Genomic DNA, 17551 nt, shown 5'->3' on the forward strand with positions numbered 1-17551 from the left:
AGCTTGCTGATGGCGTCGTCGCCGTCGAACGCCAGTACCTGAAGATCGTGCTGAACCGCCGGCACGTGGAAGCGCAGGCGCTCTGTAGGTGTTGAGTCGAACATCCGTTGTCCCTTGTCAGGTCAGTCTGGCAAGGGCTCGCACAGCGTCGCCCCGCCAGGGGAAAAGTTGCCAAGCTAGCGGGGTTTCTCAACGGAGCTCTGTAGGTGTTGAGTCGAACATCCGTTGTCCCTTGTCAGGTCAGTCTGGCAAGGGCTCGCACAGCGTCGCCCCGCCAGGGGAAAAGTTGCCAAGCTAGCGGGGTTTCTCAACGGAAGATGCAGGACCCGTCCGAGCGCTTGTAGGACGATTCTCAGCAGGATGTCGGGCATATCCAGGTGGTCTGGTTCCGCTGAAGGTGTAACCCGGCCGCTGCAAACGCCCCGATCACCCACAGGACGATGATTCGCCAACTACTCATCCAGCAACTGGATGCAGTGCCTGGGCTTGCTGGCAGGGGACCAGATGCAGACAGCGTTGGACTCTGAAATGGCATGGGCATCGTGGGAGCGGGCTTGCCCCGCGATTGCGTCAAACCACACAGCATCTACACGCGTCTGGCGCAATCGCGGAGCAAGCCCGCTCCCACGGGTTTTCGTTCAAGGATGCGATTGAGTGATGGCCGGTCGCCCATCCCTCTTGCCAAAAGTTTGGAATACCATAATATGATATCCCGTAGACCTTGAATTCTTCGGCCGAACCTACAATCACAAGACGGCCAGCGACACACAGTGAAATCAGCTCCCCGAACACTATTGGCGGGCGCACCACCAGCCCCGCCTCGAATAACAAAAGCAACGAGGGCGTAACCATGCTGTTGAGCAAACGAGTAACCGCAGTGCTGTCCGCCAGCCTGCTGACCCTGGCCTGCCAGGCCACCCAGGCGGCCGACAGCCTGAACTTCGTCAGCTGGGGCGGCACCACCCAGGATGCGCAGAAAGCGGCATGGGCCGAACCTTTCAGCAAGGCATCCGGCATCAAGGTCGTGCAGGACGGCCCCACCGACTACGGCAAGCTCAAGGCGATGGTTGAAAGCGGCAACGTGCAGTGGGACGTGGTCGACGTCGAAGCCGACTTTGCCCTGCGCGCCGCCAGCGAAGGCCTGCTCGAACCCCTCGATTTCAACCAGATCAAGCGCGACAAGATCGACCCGCGCTTCGTCTCCGACCATGGCGTCGGCTCGTTCTTCTTCTCCTTCGTGCTCGGCTACAACGAAGGCAAGCTCGGCGCCAACAAGCCGGTGGACTGGTCGGCGCTGTTCGACACCAAGACCTACCCCGGCAAGCGCGCCCTGTACAAATGGCCCAGCCCCGGCGTGCTCGAACTGGCCCTGCTGGCCGACGGCGTAGCACCCGACAAGCTTTACCCGCTGGACCTGGACCGCGCCTTCAAGAAGCTCGACACCATCAAGCAGGACATCGTCTGGTGGGGCGGCGGCGCCCAGTCGCAGCAACTGCTGGCCTCGGGTGAAGCCTCGCTCGGACAGTTCTGGAACGGCCGCGTGTACGCCCTGCAGCAGGACGGCGCACCGGTCGGCGTGAGCTGGAAGCAGAACCTGGTCATGGCCGATTTCCTGGTCATCCCCAAAGGCGCCAAGAACAAGGACGCGGCCATGAAATTCCTGGCCAACGCCAGTAGCGCCGAAGGCCAGGCCGAGTTCGCCAACAAGACCGCCTATGCCCCAGTAAACGTCGACAGCGTCGCCAAGCTCGACAAGGACCTCGCCAAGAACCTGCCGACCGCCTACGCCCAGGACCAGGTGACCCTGGACTTCGCCTACTGGGCCAAGAACGGCCAGGCCATCGCGGCCCGTTGGAATGAGTGGCTGGTCAAATGAAAGTCGCCATCAATGCCCTGCACAACGCGCAAGGTGCCCCCAGCGGCACCGGCGCGCCACGGGCGGACGACCGCCGCCCGCCCCTGAGCCAACGCTGGCGCGGCAGCCGCAACCTGCTGCCGGCCCTGCTGTTTCTTGGCCTGTTCTTCTTCGCCCCGCTGATCGGCCTGTTGCTGCGCGGGGTACTGGAACCGGTGCCTGGGCTGGGCAACTACGAGCAGCTGTTCGCCAACTCGGCCTACGCCCGGGTGCTGTTCAACACCTTCTCGGTGGCAGGCCTTGTGACCCTGATCAGCGTGCTGCTGGGCTTCCCGCTGGCCTGGGCAATCACCCTGGTGCCCAAGGGCTGGGGCCGCTGGCTGCTTAACATCGTGCTGCTGTCGATGTGGACCAGCCTGCTGGCGCGCACCTACTCCTGGCTGGTGCTGCTGCAGAGTTCGGGGGTGATCAACAAGCTGTTGATGGCGCTGGGCATCATCGATGCGCCGCTGGAGATGGTGCACAACCTCACCGGCGTGGTGATCGGCATGAGCTACATCATGATCCCGTTCATCGTGCTGCCGCTGCAGGCGACCATGCACGCCATCGACCCGATGGTGCTGCAGGCCGGTTCCATCTGCGGCGCCAGTCCCTGGACCAACTTCTGGAAGGTGTTCCTGCCGCTGTGCCGCTCGGGGCTGTTCTCCGGCGCGCTGATGGTGTTCGTCATGTCCCTCGGTTACTACGTGACGCCGGCCCTGCTGGGCGGTGCGCAGAACATGATGCTGCCCGAGTTCATCATCCAGCAGGTGCAATCGTTCCTGAACTGGGGCCTGGCCAGTGCCGCTGCCGCCCTGCTGGTGGTGATCACCCTGGTGCTCTTCTACCTGTACCTGAAACTGCAGCCGGAATCCCCGGTCGGTAACGCGAGGTAATCCGCCATGCTGCTGTCACCCAATGCCATGAGCCGCCCGCTGCGCACGGGCCTGTACCTGACCACCGGGGTCATCGCCGCGTTCCTGCTGCTGCCGGTGGTGTTCATCATCCTGCTGTCGTTCGGCTCGTCCCAGTGGCTGGTGTTCCCGCCGCCGGGCTGGACCGTGAAATGGTACGTGCAGTTCTTCTCCAACCCCGAGTGGATGGACGCCGCGCTGGCCAGCCTCAAGGTCGCCGTGCTGACCACTTTCGCTGCCGTGGCCCTCGGCCTGCCCACTGCGTTCGCCCTGGTACGTGGCCGCTTCCCGGGCCGTGAACTGCTGTACGGCCTGTTCACCATGCCGATGATCGTGCCGCTGGTGATCATCGCTGTGGCGGTTTATGCGCTGTTTCTCAAGCTGGGCTACACCGGCACGCTGTTCGCCTTTGTGGTCAGCCACGTGATCGTCGCCCTGCCCTTCACCATCATCTCGATCATCAACTCGCTGAAGCTGTTCGACCAGTCGATCGAGGATGCTGCGGTGATCTGCGGCGCCTCGCGCCTGCAGGCGATCGTCAAGGTGACCTTCCCGGCGATTCGCCCGGGGATGATCGCCGGTGGCCTGTTCGCCTTCCTGGTGTCGTGGGACGAAGTGGTGCTGAGCGTGATGATGGCCAGCCCCGACCTGCAGACCCTGCCGGTAAAAATGTGGACCACCCTGCGCCAGGACCTCAGCCCGGTGATCGCCGTCGCCTCGACGCTGCTGATCGGCCTGTCGCTGCTGGTCATGGTCATTGCCGCCGCCTTGCGCCGGCGCACCGAAAACAACGCCTGAGCGCCCGGAGAAAACAACAATGAGTGCAGTGATCAAAGACGACGCGCCGAACAAGACCCTGGTCAGCCTGCGCGGCCTGAACAAGCACTACGGCGACTTCACCGCCGTGGACAACCTCGACCTCGAGATCCAGGACGGCGAGTTCCTCACCTTCCTCGGCTCCAGTGGCTCGGGCAAGTCCACCACCCTGTCGATGCTGGCCGGGTTCGAGACACCCAGCAGCGGCGAGATCCTGGTGGACGGCCAGTCGCTGGTCAACGTGCCGCCGCACAAGCGTGACATCGGCATGGTGTTCCAGCGCTACTCGTTGTTCCCGCACCTGAACGTGCGCGACAACATCGCTTTCCCCCTGGCGATCCGCAAGCTCGGCGCGGCCGAGACCAACAAGCGCGTGGACGCCATGCTCAAGCTGGTGCAGCTGGAGAAGTTCGCCCACCGCAAGCCCTCGCAGATGTCCGGCGGGCAGCAGCAGCGGGTGGCGATCGCCCGGGCGCTGGTATACGAGCCGCGCATCCTGCTGATGGACGAACCGCTCGGCGCGCTGGACAAGAAACTGCGTGAAGACCTGCAGGACGAGCTGCGTCAGCTGCACCGTCGGCTCGGGATCACCATTGTTTACGTGACCCACGACCAGGAGGAGGCGATGCGCCTGTCGCAGCGCATCGCCATTTTCAGCCACGGCAAGATTGTCGGGCTGGGCACTGGGTATGACTTGTATCAGAACCCGCCGAATGCGTTTGTCGCTTCGTTCCTGGGCAATTCCAACTTCCTGCGGATCAAGGCGAGCAGCCATGGGGCTGGCAGCTTCGAAGGGCAGCCGGTGGCTATTCGCCTGACGCCGGGACTGGCTGCGGGGCAGGATGCGCTGATCATGGTCAGGCCGGAGAAGGCCCTGGCCCTGACGGCTGAACAGGCTGCCCGCGAGCCTTTGCCGGCGGGCTGGAACGAGGTGGCAGCCACGGTTGGTGAGGTGCTGTTCCTCGGGGAGAGCCAGACCTGCCATGTGGTGACCCAAGGCGGGACGGAGCTGACGGTCAAGGCGTTGTCGGCGGCGGGGATGCCGATGCGGGCGGGGGATAAGGTCAAGGTGCGGTGGGCGGTGGCGGATGCCTGTATTTATACCGAATGGGCGGAGAGTGATTTGAGTAAGGGGGCTGGGGCGCATTGATTTGGGCTTCGGCCCTCAGAGTGTTTGTTTTGATAGATGTATGCGCATTCAGCGGCGATGGCGACGCATAGTCACCTTTCCGCCCTTACGGCGGCCTACTTTGGTCTTGGCCAAAGTAGGCAAAGCCGCCCGCTCCATCATACGGCCCCTGCGCTGCGCTCCGGGGGGCCCTCCAGTCACCTCCACTCGGCCTCCTGAAGTCGCAATTTGTGTTGCCTGGACTATCGCGCGCTTAGAAGCAAGATCAAGAGCAGATCAAGAGCAGATCAAGAGCAGATCAAGAGCAGATCAAGAGCAGATCAAGAGCAGTAATGCGTATATCTGAGCCTGGCTGTTGTTTATGTATTGTTTATTCGGGCCCTATCGCCGGCAAGCCGGCTCCCACAGGTACAGCGCAAGTCTGTGAGTTTCGCACTAACCTGTGGGAGCTGGCTTGCCAGCGATTGCAATCCTGAGTTCCCACTTAGTCCAACTAGCGACAGCTAACGCCAGCCCAGGCGCCGCCCCTAACTTGCCAGCGGTTGCAATCCGGAGTTCCCACTTAACCTGACTAGCGACAGCTAACGCCAGCCCAGGCGCCGCCCCTAACTTCGCGACTTCAGGAGGCTGAGCGTAGGCGTCTGGAGGGCCCTGGTGCGCAGCACCCTTCGGCGTTAGCCGAAGGCGCGAGATGTAGACTTGCGGGAGCGAAGGGACCCCGAAGCGCAGCGTAGGGGCCGTATGATGGGAGCGAGCGGCTTTGGTTACTTTGGCCAAGACCAAAGTAACCCGCCGTAAGGGCGGAAAGGTGACTATGCGTCGACATCGCAAATGAATGCACATACAAATATGAAAACAAACAACTAACAGAGCAACAGAGCAGTCAATAAACTGATTAACGATCTAACCACAAAATATCAAACGACAAGACGCCACCATCAAACCGAACTTCGCCCCTCCCCCCCATCACTGATAGCCCCTCTCCCCACCACCCCATCCATCTCCCCAAGAAACCCCGCAATCTCCCGCCGCCCCCGCAAATGAACCACCGGCACCCCAGGCCCAATCGCCACCCGCATCGCCTCGATCCCCCGCCGGTAGGCCCCATCGAACCCCCAGACAAACTTCAAGAACTCCACAAACTCCCAGTTCAACCGCTCACTGCAACCCGCCGGCAAGTCAGCCCGCGGCCGCCGGCTCAACGACCGCAGTACCACCCGCTTCAGGCAAACCCAGCGCGGCGTATCCAGCCAGATGATCAAGTCCGCCCGCGGCAACCGTAGATCGAACGTACGCCGCGAATAGTTGCCCTCGCACACCCACGCATCCCCCGCCACCGCCAGGCGCACCTGATCACGGAACACCTCGGCCTCAGGCTCCACCCAGCCCGGCGACCAGAACAACCGGTCCAGGTGCACCACCGGCAACCCCAAGCGCTCGCCGATGGCCCGTGCCAGGGTCGATTTGCCGCTACCGGAATTGCCCAGAATCACGATGCGCTGCATTTGCATTCCCTCGCTGCAAAAAAGCCGGCGAGTGTACCGCCGGGGCATGGCGCCGAACAGCGGCTTCCAGAAGCCGTTGACCGCAAAATGCCAGGGGGAGCCACAGGTTTTTGCCACAGGACAGGATCAGCATAGAAGCCTTCGGCGGCGATCGCGGCACGACGTTATACTCCCCGCCCCTGCAACCCGGACCGGACCCCATTCATGCGCCAAGCCCTGCTCATCGTCGACGTGCAATCCACCTTCAGCCCTTCGGAAAAGCTGGTGGACGGCATCCGCGCGCTGTCGGCGCATATCCCCACCGTCGCCTCGATCGAACTGCACGATGAACAGGTCACCCCGTTCCAGCGCCAGCTCGGCTGGCACCCGGCCAGCGAGGATGTGGCGCTGGTCGAGGCCGACAAAGTGTTCGTCAAGCACGGCTACGGGCAAACCACCGAAACCCTCGAGTACCTCAAGGGCCTGGGCGTCGAGCGCGTGCTGGTGTGCGGCCTGCAGACCGAAACCTGCGTGCTGGCCGCAGGCTTCGCCCTGTTCGATGCGGGGCTGTGCCCGACCTTGATCACCGACCTCACCATGGGCTCGTCGCTGGACCGCTCGGGGCAGTTGGGCATCAGCCTGTGGCAACACCACTTCGGCCAGGTCACCACCGCCGCCGAAGTGATCGCCGGGCTCAAGGGCTGACCTGATACCCCCGCCCCTGCAGGCAACCACTGTAGGCACTGGCCTGGGCCTCATCCTGGCCGCGGCGGTCCTGGCGACGCTCCTGGCGTTGGCGCATGCCACCCACGGCTGCACCGGCGGCAGCCGTTTCGCCGGCGCGGTTCTGCCGGTACTGCTGCTTGGCATCGTCGCTCATGCGGTCGTATACCTCGTCGTGCTGGTTGCCACGCACCTGGGCACCGGCAGCGCCCGCCACCGCCCCGGCGGCGGCGCCCTTGACCCGGCCCCCCACATGCGCACTGCCAGTCGCCGAATTGCTGGCGACGCTGTTGCAATCGGCCATGTCCTGCTGCATCTGCTGGCTGCTCTGGCCCTTGAGCGGCGTGACGGTCTGGGCCTGGGCCGATGCCGCCAGCAGCACCAGCAGGCAGCCCCATGTGACGGTTCGCATGCTCCACCTCCACTCGATTGAAGTGCCGAATGAAAGGATAGGCGCGCCTCCACCCTGCAAGGCCCCGGGCAGCGACCTCTCGTCATTCTGACGTAAATTTAAATTGAATTTAAATTTAGCCCCGAGCAAGCTCCGACCACGACCCACCCTCGGAGCCCGACCATGTCCACAGCCCCCCGCGAACCGCGCAAGGACGGTGAAGCCACCCGCACGCGCATTCTCGAAGCCGCCGGCGAGCTGTTTGCCGCCCAGGGTTTCGCCGAATCCAGCAACAAGGCGGTGGCCGCCAAGGCCGAGGTCGACCTGGCCTCGATCAACTACCACTTCGGCAGCCGCAACGGCCTGTACCTGGCGGTGCTCGACGAAGCGCGCCGGCGCTTCCTCGATATCAGCAACCTGCAGCGCATCCTCCAGGCACCGCAGCCTGCCACGGACAAACTGCGCGCACTGATCGAGCAGGTCGTGCACAAGGCCAGTTCAGGCCAGGGAAGCTGGCACCTGCGGGTGCTTGCCGCCGAACTGCTCACCCCCAGCAGCCATGGCCAGGCCTTGCAGGGCACGGCGCCGCAAAAGCTCATGCTGCTCAAGGGGCTGTTCAGCGAGATCAGCGGCCTCGCCCTCGACGACCCCGCGCTGACCCGCTGCATCCTCTGCGTCACTGCGCCCTGGGCGATGCTACTGATCGGCCCGCGTGGAGGCTCCGGCGCCGTGCAGGAAATTCTCGGCATGCCCTGCGCGCAAGTCTGCGAGCAGCTGTACCGCTTCGCCCTCGCCGGCCTGCGGGACGCCGGCCAATCCCCCCTCGCCCAGGCCAACCCATGACAACTCCATTGACTGCGCTCGAACGCGATGCCCACCCGCCAATCCCCCTGCTGCTCGGCGCCCTGCTGCTGGTGATGTTCCTCGCCGCACTGGACCAGACCATCGTCTCCACCGCCCTGCCCACCATCGTCAGCGAACTGGGCGGGCTGCGCTGGCTGTCCTGGGTGGTCACCGCCTACCTGCTGGCCTCCACCGTGGTAGTGCCGCTGTACGGCAAGTTCGGCGACCTGTATGGCCGCAAGCGCGTGCTGCAGGTGGCCATCGTGCTGTTCCTGGTGGGCTCGGCACTGTGCGGCATGGCCCAGAACATGACCGAGCTGGTGCTGCTGCGCGCCCTGCAGGGGCTGGGCGGTGGCGGGCTGATGGTGGTGGCGATGGCCGCCATCGGCGATGTGATCCCACCTGCCGAACGCGGTCGCTACCAGGGCCTGTTCGGCGGCGTGTTCGGCCTGGCCACGGTGGTCGGGCCGCTGATCGGTGGCTTTCTGGTCGAGCAGCTGTCGTGGCGCTGGATCTTCTACATCAACCTGCCCCTGGGCCTGCTGGCTCTGCTGGTGATCGGCAGCGTGTTCCGCCCGCACGTGGCGCGGGTGAAGCACGTGATCGACTACGTCGGCGCGTGCTTCCTTACCCTGACCCTGGCCTGCGTGGTGCTGATTACCAGCCTTGGCGGCAACCTGCTGGCGTGGGGCTCGCTCGACATCCTGTGCCTGTCGCTGTTCGCGCTGATCGGCCTGGTGGGCTTCATCCATGAACAGCGCCGTGCCGCCGAGCCGATCATGCCGCTGCACCTGTTCGGTCACCGCACCTTCGCCCTGGCCGGGCTGATCGGTTTCATCGTCGGCATGTCGCTGTTCGGCTCGGTGACCTTCCTGCCGCTGTACCTGCAGGTGGTGAAAAACGCCACGCCGACCAGTGCCGGGCTGCAGATGCTGCCGCTGATGGGCGGGCTGCTGGTGGTGTCGGCCATCACCGGGCGGCTGATCAGCCGCTGGGGGCGCTACCGGATGTTCCCGATCCTCGGCACCTTGCTGCAGGCGATTGCCCTGGCCCTGCTCAGCCGGCTCGACGAGCACACACCGATGGCGGTGATGAACCTGTACATGGGCTTGCTCGGCGCGGGCCTGGGGATGGTCATGCAAGTGCTGGTGCTGGCCGTGCAGAACAGCGTCGAGCCGCGCCACATGGGCGTGGCCACTTCGGGGGCAACCCTGTTCCGCTCGATCGGCGGCGCCATCGGCGTGTCGGTGTTCGGCGCCCTGTTCTCCCACGCACTGCTCGAACGCCTGGCGCAGGCGTTCCCGGCCGATACCCCGGCGCCGACCAGCCTGTCACCCGAACAGGTGCATGCCCTGGCCGCGCCCCTGCAGCAGGCCTACCTCGCCGCCTTCTCCGGGGCGATGCATGGAGTGTTCCTGGTGGCCTGCCTGGTCACTTGCCAGGCCTTCGCGCTGAGCTGGCTGTTGCGTGAAGTGCCGCTGCGCAAGGCGGTGGCCTGAGCCCTGCCGACACATGACACCCGGTCATGCATGGCCTGACGATCGATCGTTTGTCCGGCCCCGGGGCGCTGCGCTCTAATTCGCGAAAACAACGACACCTCGCACGGAACAACCCAGGAGCCATCCATGATTCTCGGAAAAACGCTTGAAGCCTGGTGCCAGAGCCACCCCCTGATCCGCGAGCTGGTGGCCTTGCAGCCGACCCACTGGTTCAACCCCGGCATCGCCCCTGTCGCCCAGGCGCTGAACGATGTCGGCCTGGACGCCGCCGACGTTGCCGCCGCCAGCGCCCGCCTCGCGCGCTTCGCGCCCTACCTGGCCACGGTGTTCCCGGAAACGGCGGCCAGCGGCGGCATCATCGAGTCGCCGATCCGCCCGCTGCCCAACCTGCAGCGCACCCTGCTGCAGGAGGCCGGCCTGCCACCCAGCGGCGCATTGTGGCTCAAGGCCGACAGCGAACTGCCGATCTCCGGCTCGATCAAGGCCCGTGGCGGTATCCACGAAGTGCTCAAGCATGCCGAAGACCTGGCGCTGGCTGCCGGGCTGATCACCCTGGACAGCGACTACCGGGCGCTGGCCAGTGACCAGGCCCGGGCGTTCTTCGGGCAGTACAAAGTGGCCGTCGGCTCCACCGGCAACCTGGGCCTGTCCATCGGCATCATGAGCGCCAGGCTGGGCTTCCAGGCAACCGTGCACATGTCGGCCGATGCACGTCAGTGGAAGAAGGACAAGCTACGCGGCCATGGCGTGACAGTGGTCGAATACGCCTCCGACTACAGCGTGGCGGTGGAGCAAGGGCGGCAACAAGCCGAAGCCGACCCGGCCTGCTACTTCGTCGACGACGAGAACTCGCCGCACCTGTTCCTCGGCTACGCCGTGGCCGCCGAGCGCCTGGCCAGGCAGTTCGCGCAGGCGGAGATCAGCGTGGATGCCGAACACCCGCTGTTCGTCTACCTGCCCTGCGGCGTGGGCGGCGGGCCTGGCGGCGTGGCATTCGGCCTGAAGCTGGCCTTCGGCGACCATGTGCATTGCCTGTTCGCCGAACCGACCCATTCGCCGTGCATGCTGCTGGGGGTGTACACCGGGCTGCACGATGCGGTCAGCGTGCAGGACTTCGGCATCGACAACCTCACCGCCGCAGATGGCCTGGCGGTGGGCCGGCCTTCCGGGTTCGTCGGTAAGGCCATGCAGCGGTTGATCGATGGCTACTACACCGTCACCGATGAAGAACTGTATCGCCTGCTGGCCCTGGCCCACGACCTGGAGCAGGCGCGCCTGGAACCCTCGGCGCTGGCCGGCGTGCCGGGCCTGCTGCAGGTGCTGGGCGCGGCGGATTACCTGGAGCGCAACGGTTTGACGCCTGCGCGCATGGCCAAGGCCACGCACCTGGTCTGGGGCACCGGCGGCAGCATGGTGCCTGCCGACGAATATGCCGCTTACCTCGCCAAAGCCCGCGACTGAACAGGAGCGCCCATGCCCGCCCCCGCCCACCTGCTCGCGCCGAAACTCAATGGCGCGCACCTGGCCAACCTGCACACCTTCCTGGTGGCTGCCCGGCACCTGAGTTTTGCCCGGGCGGCCGACGAGCTGTGCCTGACCGCCAGCGCGGTGAGCCACCGGATCGGCCGGCTGGAACAGCAACTGGCGCTCAAGCTGTTCCACCGTTTGCCGCGCAAGGTCACGCTTACCGAGGACGGCGAGCGCGTGTTCCAGATCATGCAGCGCACCATGGATGCGCTGTCTGAAGCGGTCTGCGACCGCGCCCATGGCCAGGTGGCCGGGCAACTGACCTTGTATGTGCGGCCATCGGTGGCGCAGTGCTGGCTGGTGCCGCGGCTGGCCGAGTTCACGGTGCAGTACCCGGATATCCAGCTGGACATCCGCGTCGGCAACGAGAGCATCGACTACCGAACCCGCAAGGTCGACCTGGTGCTGTGCTATTCGGACGGGCATTACCCGGGGCTGGTCAGCACGCCGCTGATGGCGGAGCGGATCGCGCCGGTGTGCTCGCCCGAGTACGCCCGGCGGCATGGGCTGCAGGGCGGCATCCAGGGGTTGGGCGGCTGTACCTTGCTGCACGATGTCGCGGCCTGGGACAACGCGGCGCACGATGCCGAGTGGCGCTCGTGGTTGCAGCGCATGGCGCTGGATGTGTCGCTGCCGGAGCGCTTCCTCACCTTCGACCGCTCCGACCTGTGCACCCTGGCTGCGGTGAACCATGTGGGCGTCGCCATTGGCCGTGAGCAGTTGGTCAAGGCACGTATCGCCAACGGCGAGCTGGTTTTGCCGTTCGGCGACTTCGTCGAGGCAGACCGCTGCGGCTATTACCTGGTGCACCCGCCCCACGAGCCGATGCCGCGGCGGTTGCAGGTGTTGATCGAGTGGTTGCAGCAATCGGCTATGGGAAGCGGCTGAGCGCTATGCGGCCTTCGCAGGCATATCATGTTCTGTGTGGGAGCGGGTTTACCCGCGAAGCAGGCGGCGCGGTGGATGGCACCGGCTCTGCCGGTGTTCGCGGGTAAACCCGCTCCCACAGGATACGCGCCGTTTCGAAGCCAAGCGTTGTAATTGTGGGGGAGCAGCCTGCGATGAGTTAAACGCAGGCAGTACAAGACAGTTGCTCCTACAAGATGACCGTTCTCCAGCCCCAACCCTCAGGCCTGTGCTTCGAACGCCGGGTGATAGCTCACCTGGCCACTGGGTACCGGCCCGTCCAGGGTGAGGGCCTGGAAGTACTCCGCCGGCACACCGGGTAGCACCAGCGCCGGCTCGGCCTTGAAACCGAAACGCCCGTAGTAGGCCGGATCACCCAGCACCACACAGCCCTGACCACCCAGGCGCTGCAGCTCGGCCAACGCGGCCTGCATCAACGCCGTACCGATGCCTTGGCCCTGGCGCGACGGTGCAACGGAAATCGGCCCCAGGCCGAACCAACCATTGGCGCCGGATGTAATGGTCACCGGGGAAATGGCGACATGGCCGACCAGCACCCCACCCTCCTCGGCCACCAGCGACACCGTGAGCTGCCCGGCCTTGCGTAGTGCCGTGACGATGAACTGCTCGGTGTGGCTGCTATGTTCGGCGTTGGCGAAGGCCGCCTCGGTCAGCCGGCTGATGGCGTCGATATCACCGGGCTGCTCGTCACGGATATCGAGATTCGGGTGCAGGTTGCTGCGGGTGTCGGCGTCTATCAGCTGGCGCAGCGCCGCGAACAGCGGGGTGGCCGCCGTGTAGCGCTTGCCGTAGCTCAGGTTGAAGGCGTAGTCGAAATCCGGCGGGTTGCGGCCCTGGTTGTGCTGCAGCAGGGTTTCGAGTTTGTCCAGGGCCTTCACCGCCTGGGCTTCCGGCGAACCCGCGGCTTCGTAGTCTTCCCACAGCGCCAGGAGCTCGGCCTGCAGCGGCGCGTCCAGGCTGGACAGCAGCGTCTGCAGGTCGGTGCGTTCCTGCTCGCTCTTGTCGGGGAACGCATGCTTGCTGACGGCCGGGATATCGCCATGGATGGCTTCGCCCAGGTCATGGATGACGCACATCTTGAGCACCTTGAGCAGGTCCAGGCCGGCCAGTTCGTCGGCGAAGGTCATGGCCATCAGGCACAGGCGCCAGGTGTGCTCGGCGGTGCTCTCGGCCCGCCCGTTTGAGGTGTGCGCGCTTCTGAGCACGCTTTTGAGCTGCTCCGCCTGGCGCAGGAACTCCAGGCGGCCGTGCAGTTTGTCGATGTCCATGTCGTTACCCTCCAGATTGCAGGCTGGCACCATAAACCATGCGTGCCCGGACAGGTAGAGGGTGTTGCCGGCTTAGTGGCTCGGCGCCTTGCGCCAGGCGCAGAACACCGTGGCCAGCACGATCAGCGCCGCACCCGCCGCCATGCGCAGCGAAGGCTGTTCGCCGAACAGCCACCAGGCGCAGGCGATGGCGTACACCGGCTCCAGCGCGATGATCATGCCCGCCGTGCGCGCCTGCAGCCCGTCCAGGCTCTTGACGAACAGAAACTGCGAAAGCCCGGTGCAGAACACCCCCAGCAGCGCTAGGTTGATCCAGTCCGAGGCGCTCAGGCTGCTGGTCGCCAGGTGGCTGAAGGCAAGCGGTGCCACGACGATCGCTACTACGAGGTTCTGCCAGAACGACACCTGCAGAGCATTCATGCCCGCCGGGCGGCGGCGGTTGGCCACCGCCAGCAGGGCGAACGCCAGGCCCGAGGCCAGGCCCCACAGCAGGCCGACGGTGCCGCTGTCGAGCAGGTCGAACGAGGGCACCACCAGCACCAGGCCGGCCGTGACCATCAGCAGCAACAGGGTTTCGACCGCACCGATGCGCTCGCGGAATACGGTGACGTCGATCAGCGCGATGAACGCCGGGAAACTGGCGAAGCCAAGGGTGGCCACGGCCACGCCTCCGACCTTGACCGCCACGAAGAAGGTCAGCCAATGGGCGGCGAGCAAGCCACCGGTCACGGCCAGCACCGGCAGGTTGCGCCACTTCAGCGCATCGAGCAGGCGCGTGCCCTTGAGCCCGGCGACAAAGCCCAGGGCGATGAAGGCGAAGGTGGCGCGGCCGAAGGTGATCAGGCTGGCATCGGCCTCGATCAGTGCGCCAAGGATGCCGGTAAGGCCAAACAGCACGGCGGCGATATGGGCGACGAGCAACGCATTGCGGTGGCCGCCCGACGAATCGGCGGCAGAAACGGTGGTAGCGATCATGGCAGTCAAGTCTCACAAGCACGCGTGCACCAAGGCCGTCGACGGCAAGGCGCACGTTGGGGGTTGTTCGGGTTTTCTAGTTATGGATGCCTGCCGGTGGTCCGGGGCACGGGGCGCCGCAGCGTTGGAATTGTGAGACGAGGCTGCTTACTCGTAGGTGTCGCGCCAGCCAGCCCGTGGCGCAGGGTTGACCGATGGATCAATTATTCGGTTTTGGCGGTGGCGGGAGCAGATTGGCAAAGACGTGTGCTTGTCTGAATGCGACGTGCGCGGTGGCGGAGAGCGACATAGCCTTGCCAGATGAACACGCCCACCCTGTAGGAGCAACTGCCCTGCTCAACTGCTTAAGCTAGCGCGATCTCTGTGGGAGCGGGCTTGCCCCGCGAACACGGGCGAAGCCCGTAGCACCCATGCTCAATAAACAAAACGTTCCGCGAAGGCCGGATTTTTCAGAAGCGCCCGGCATACACGCCATGAGCGTTTTCGTAGGCTGCGATCCTTTCTCTACAAGGAGTGCAGCCCATGGCTTTCAACGGATACATGAGCATTACCGGCAAGCGGCAAGGTTTGATTTCGTCGGGCTGCAATACCCAGGCGTCCATCGGCAACAGGTGCCAGGTCGCGCACCAGGACGAGATCATGGTGATGTCGTTCAGCCACGGTATTGCCAACCCGGACAACACCCAGCGCGGCACCCACCAGCCCGTTATGGTCACCAAGCTCATCGACAAGTCCACACCCTTGCTGGCCCAGGCCGTGGACAGCCGTGAAGTGCTCGACTGCGATATCCAGCTGTACCGCATTCATCCGGCAGGTCATCGGGAGAAGTACTTCTCCGTAAGGTTGGAGGGCGCGGTGATCGTTGGCCAGGAGCTGGATGTGCCCCACGCGGTGCTCTTGACCGACCAGGATGCCGAGGAGCGGCTGCTTATCAGCTATCGGACCATCAGCTGGATTCATCACGCCGCCGGAACCACCGGGTACGCCAGCTGGGGTGAGGAGTTATGAGCCAGCGTGACGAAGAATATGGTGAGCGGCTGGATGAAGCGTATTGGGAGGTGAATGCGGCGGCGTCTCGGTTGATCAGCTATGGCTGTGGGATTAGTGCTAAACACCTAAGCGATCGGCGGTTGCGGATGCAGTTCAATCGGGAACTGGCTTATTACGCGCGGCGTGTGATGGATGATGTGTACGAGCGACGCATCACCCCGGAGCAAGGGCTCGAACGGATTCAGGCCGAGAAGAAGAGTCTCTACTCGCAGGCGACGCGGATATTTACCCAGTTGGGAGGCATGGCTGGCGGTGTCTCGCAATTTGCTGAGGGGTTAGGGAGCTGCATAGGGAGTCTTGGTTCCACATGCGTGATTCACGGGGCGCCGTTGATCATGCATGGAGGTAACAACCTTTACGAAAATGCCCGGGGTCTCTACGAAGGTCGAACCGATGTGGTCGGGCCTGTGAGGGAGCTCTATCAGGACGCAGCCAAGAGCCTGGGGTATAGCGAGCAGGATGGCAATCTCGCGTACTACACGGCGGATCTTTTCCTTTCGGGGCGGGCGTTGTGGCGAAAAATTCCAAGGCGAGACGCATGGCGGCTATATCGATACATGGATGCTGACAAAGAACGAAAAATAAGACAATTAGGTAAGGGAGGGCTTTTATTCGAGTCCCTCACATCCGGCCTGACCATTAAGCAATGGATGGATGAATACAGAAAGTGAATTTACTTCTTCTTGGGCTTTTTGCAACATGCGATGTCGCAATCAGCTTGCTGCTGAATAAATTTGTTTTCAAGAACCTGGATAGATTTTTGCAATTTTTAGGCTCGTTATTGTTCAATGCCTATATGGGGGGTGTTTATATTGAACTAATGGGTGGAGATGGGTTCATCCGTTTCTCCCATAATTCGATAACTGATTTCGGTTTCTGGTTTGTGGTTGTCCTTACTGCGGCAATGGTCTTTTTCCACATTTGGGCTATGACCTCACGTAGCGTTGACTGACCCTAAGTTTTGGTTATAGCCGAACAGCAGGGACATGGTGGCCTTTCGTGGGAATGCAAGATAATTCCATGAAAGACGAGATATATGGAGGGACCGGCCAGAAAAGACTATCGTGAAATTTATAAAAGTTTAGGGCGTACCGGGCGGGAGGGTACGCCAGCCTAATTGTCCGCCGATGCAGCGCTGTCGAAGGGGCGTTGCTTCGGCCTGCTCTAAAAGCGGATGCATTGAGGCTCTACAGGTACTATTCCGTTGCTAAAGAGATGGCAGTGAAATAGATGAGTAGATTTGCAGTTTTTATGGAGGGGCTTACAAATGGCGCGACCACACAATAGCTCAATGAGTAGTTTAAGAAGTGAGCATCTTTGAATTTGCGCTAGTGATCCTGGCGGATGTACCATCAACACTATTTCTTCGACGACATTTGTACTCTGAAAATAGCAGCATATTTCGGGAAGTGCTAGCTCATTTACATGGCTTTGCAATGGGGGCATTTTATATGTTGATCTTGAAAAATGATAAGACATTTTTCGTGGAAATTGATTATGGTGACAATTTTTATCGAGACCTAATAGTGCTGAATGTCGGCACGCTGATTATGATTTTCTTTCATGCATGGTCTATTTCGGTACGCCACAAATGATTGAATATTGTAGGCGGGTTTGCTTTGAGGGTGAGTGCTATGCTGGGACGCTTTACAAACTTGCCAAGGAATATTGGACCATCCAGAAAAGGGCTGCGAAGCAGCCCCATTCCTACAATGCAAAACTCACGGGCATTGGCAGGTAGACGGCCCGAATACTGGCCCTGCGCATGGGTCCTTACCCGGCCCGAACACCGGGCACGAGGCCTGGGCGGTCAGCGAGAACCCCAGGGAAAACAGCACAGCCAACAGCACCTTCTTCATTTTCGACCTCCTGGTCTTCTTTCGAACATTCCTTGTTTGCCTCAGGGGCAGACGCACTCGGTGGGGCCGAGCACAGGCCCCGCGCAAGGGTCCGGTTGCGGCCCCAGCACTGCGCAATCAGCGTACGCCGTCATCGAGCACATCCACAGCAGCAGCGATGCCGCCAGCAGTTTGCTTTTCAACATGACCTCCTTGGTCCTGGTCTGTCCTTCGGGATGGCCGGCGCATGAACCGCCGGCCCCGGGACAGCTA

The 17551-nt window shown here is 63.1% G+C and carries 19 protein-coding genes and 1 pseudogene; 13 read left to right on the top strand and 7 right to left on the bottom strand.

The window, feature by feature from the left end:
• Positions 1-850: 850 nt before the first annotated feature.
• Genes RTH46_RS21715 through RTH46_RS21730 form a run of 4 tightly spaced genes read left to right on the top strand, consistent with a single transcriptional unit; the run spans position 851 to position 4774 of the window.
• Positions 851-1876, top strand: a complete 1026-nt coding sequence (locus RTH46_RS21715) for an ABC transporter substrate-binding protein (RefSeq protein WP_125858432.1) — start codon at positions 851-853, stop codon at positions 1874-1876.
• Positions 1873-2790 (top strand): ABC transporter permease, encoded by a 918-nt coding sequence (locus RTH46_RS21720; protein WP_232881756.1) that lies wholly within the window; start codon positions 1873-1875, stop codon positions 2788-2790. Before RTH46_RS21715 ends, RTH46_RS21720 begins: the two co-directional genes overlap by 4 nt.
• 6 nt (positions 2791-2796) lie before the next feature.
• Entirely contained in the window at positions 2797-3606 is an 810-nt protein-coding gene (locus RTH46_RS21725; RefSeq protein WP_110996573.1) for an ABC transporter permease, read from the top strand.
• A 19-nt stretch (positions 3607-3625) separates the two neighbouring features.
• A complete protein-coding gene (locus RTH46_RS21730) occupies positions 3626-4774 on the top strand; it encodes an ABC transporter ATP-binding protein (RefSeq protein ID WP_279847639.1) in 1149 nt (382 codons plus the stop codon).
• Positions 4775-5691: 917 nt separating this feature from the next.
• Here RTH46_RS21730 and RTH46_RS21735 read toward each other — a convergent pair.
• Positions 5692-6258 (bottom strand): AAA family ATPase, encoded by a 567-nt coding sequence (locus tag RTH46_RS21735; RefSeq protein WP_279849169.1) that lies wholly within the window; start codon positions 6256-6258, stop codon positions 5692-5694.
• A gap of 204 nt (positions 6259-6462) precedes the next feature.
• Here RTH46_RS21735 and RTH46_RS21740 point away from each other — a divergent pair, with 204 nt between their 5' ends.
• On the top strand, positions 6463-6942 hold the full coding sequence (locus RTH46_RS21740; RefSeq protein ID WP_153789091.1) for a cysteine hydrolase family protein: 480 nt from the start codon (positions 6463-6465) through the stop codon (positions 6940-6942).
• Here RTH46_RS21740 and RTH46_RS21745 read toward each other — a convergent pair.
• Complete coding sequence (locus RTH46_RS21745) at positions 6932-7372, bottom strand: YMGG-like glycine zipper-containing protein (RefSeq protein WP_153789092.1); 441 nt, start codon at positions 7370-7372, stop codon at positions 6932-6934. The genes RTH46_RS21740 and RTH46_RS21745 overlap by 11 nt on opposite strands.
• Before the next feature lie 162 nt (positions 7373-7534).
• Between RTH46_RS21745 and RTH46_RS21750 the strand changes: the two genes are divergently transcribed.
• The 4 genes from RTH46_RS21750 (at position 7535) to dsdC (ending at position 12108) form a co-directional block, all read left to right on the top strand.
• Entirely contained in the window at positions 7535-8194 is a 660-nt protein-coding gene (locus RTH46_RS21750; RefSeq protein WP_316906584.1) for a TetR/AcrR family transcriptional regulator, read from the top strand.
• Positions 8191-9693 carry an MDR family MFS transporter gene (locus tag RTH46_RS21755; protein ID WP_316906585.1) on the top strand — a complete coding sequence of 501 codons (1503 nt, stop codon included), beginning with the start codon at positions 8191-8193 and terminating at the stop codon, positions 9691-9693. The genes RTH46_RS21750 and RTH46_RS21755 overlap by 4 nt, the downstream gene beginning before the upstream one ends.
• A 126-nt stretch (positions 9694-9819) precedes the next feature.
• A complete protein-coding gene (locus RTH46_RS21760) occupies positions 9820-11154 on the top strand; it encodes a D-serine ammonia-lyase (RefSeq protein ID WP_316906586.1) in 1335 nt (444 codons plus the stop codon).
• A gap of 12 nt (positions 11155-11166) precedes the next feature.
• On the top strand, positions 11167-12108 hold the full coding sequence (dsdC, locus tag RTH46_RS21765) for a DNA-binding transcriptional regulator DsdC (RefSeq protein ID WP_316906587.1): 942 nt from the start codon (positions 11167-11169) through the stop codon (positions 12106-12108).
• 239 nt (positions 12109-12347) lie between these two features.
• On the opposite strand, the gene RTH46_RS21770 is transcribed toward dsdC, so the two are convergent.
• The 3 genes and pseudogenes from RTH46_RS21770 to RTH46_RS21780 all read right to left on the bottom strand — a co-directional run bounded on the left by RTH46_RS21770 (position 12348) and on the right by RTH46_RS21780 (position 14390).
• Complete coding sequence (locus tag RTH46_RS21770) at positions 12348-12860, bottom strand: N-acetyltransferase (RefSeq protein WP_316906635.1); 513 nt, start codon at positions 12858-12860, stop codon at positions 12348-12350.
• Positions 12858-13415, bottom strand: a pseudogene (locus tag RTH46_RS21775) (HD domain-containing protein); the annotation flags it as partial. The pseudogene RTH46_RS21775 and the gene RTH46_RS21770, both read right to left, overlap by 3 nt.
• Before the next feature lie 72 nt (positions 13416-13487).
• A complete protein-coding gene (locus RTH46_RS21780; RefSeq protein WP_316906588.1) occupies positions 13488-14390 on the bottom strand; it encodes a DMT family transporter in 903 nt (300 codons plus the stop codon).
• Positions 14391-14912: 522 nt separating this feature from the next.
• On the opposite strand from RTH46_RS21780, the gene RTH46_RS21785 reads away from it, so the two are divergent.
• The 4 genes from RTH46_RS21785 (at position 14913) to RTH46_RS21800 (ending at position 17035) form a co-directional block, all read left to right on the top strand.
• The gene (locus RTH46_RS21785; RefSeq protein WP_316906589.1) at positions 14913-15398 is read left to right on the top strand and encodes an Hcp family type VI secretion system effector; all 486 of its coding nucleotides are present in this window, start codon (positions 14913-14915) and stop codon (positions 15396-15398) included.
• Positions 15395-16111: a DUF4225 domain-containing protein gene (locus RTH46_RS21790; RefSeq protein ID WP_316906590.1), complete on the top strand. Its 717-nt coding sequence runs from the start codon at positions 15395-15397 to the stop codon at positions 16109-16111. Before RTH46_RS21785 ends, RTH46_RS21790 begins: the two co-directional genes overlap by 4 nt.
• Positions 16108-16392, top strand: a complete 285-nt coding sequence (locus RTH46_RS21795) for a hypothetical protein (protein ID WP_316906591.1) — start codon at positions 16108-16110, stop codon at positions 16390-16392. The genes RTH46_RS21790 and RTH46_RS21795 overlap by 4 nt, the downstream gene beginning before the upstream one ends.
• Positions 16393-16747: 355 nt before the next feature.
• Positions 16748-17035, top strand: coding sequence for a hypothetical protein (locus RTH46_RS21800; RefSeq protein WP_316906592.1), 288 nt, complete (start codon positions 16748-16750; stop codon positions 17033-17035).
• 126 nt (positions 17036-17161) lie between these two features.
• On the opposite strand, the gene RTH46_RS21805 is transcribed toward RTH46_RS21800, so the two are convergent.
• Entirely contained in the window at positions 17162-17299 is a 138-nt protein-coding gene (locus RTH46_RS21805; RefSeq protein ID WP_167409849.1) for a PA0050 family protein, read from the bottom strand.
• A 41-nt stretch (positions 17300-17340) separates the two neighbouring features.
• Positions 17341-17481, bottom strand: a complete 141-nt coding sequence (locus RTH46_RS21810) for a PA0050 family protein (RefSeq protein WP_153789117.1) — start codon at positions 17479-17481, stop codon at positions 17341-17343.
• Between the last annotated feature and the right edge of the window lie 70 nt (positions 17482-17551).

The organism is Pseudomonas sp. zfem004 (assembly GCF_032621715.1).
In the GTDB taxonomy this organism is placed as follows: domain Bacteria; phylum Pseudomonadota; class Gammaproteobacteria; order Pseudomonadales; family Pseudomonadaceae; genus Aquipseudomonas; species Aquipseudomonas sichuanensis.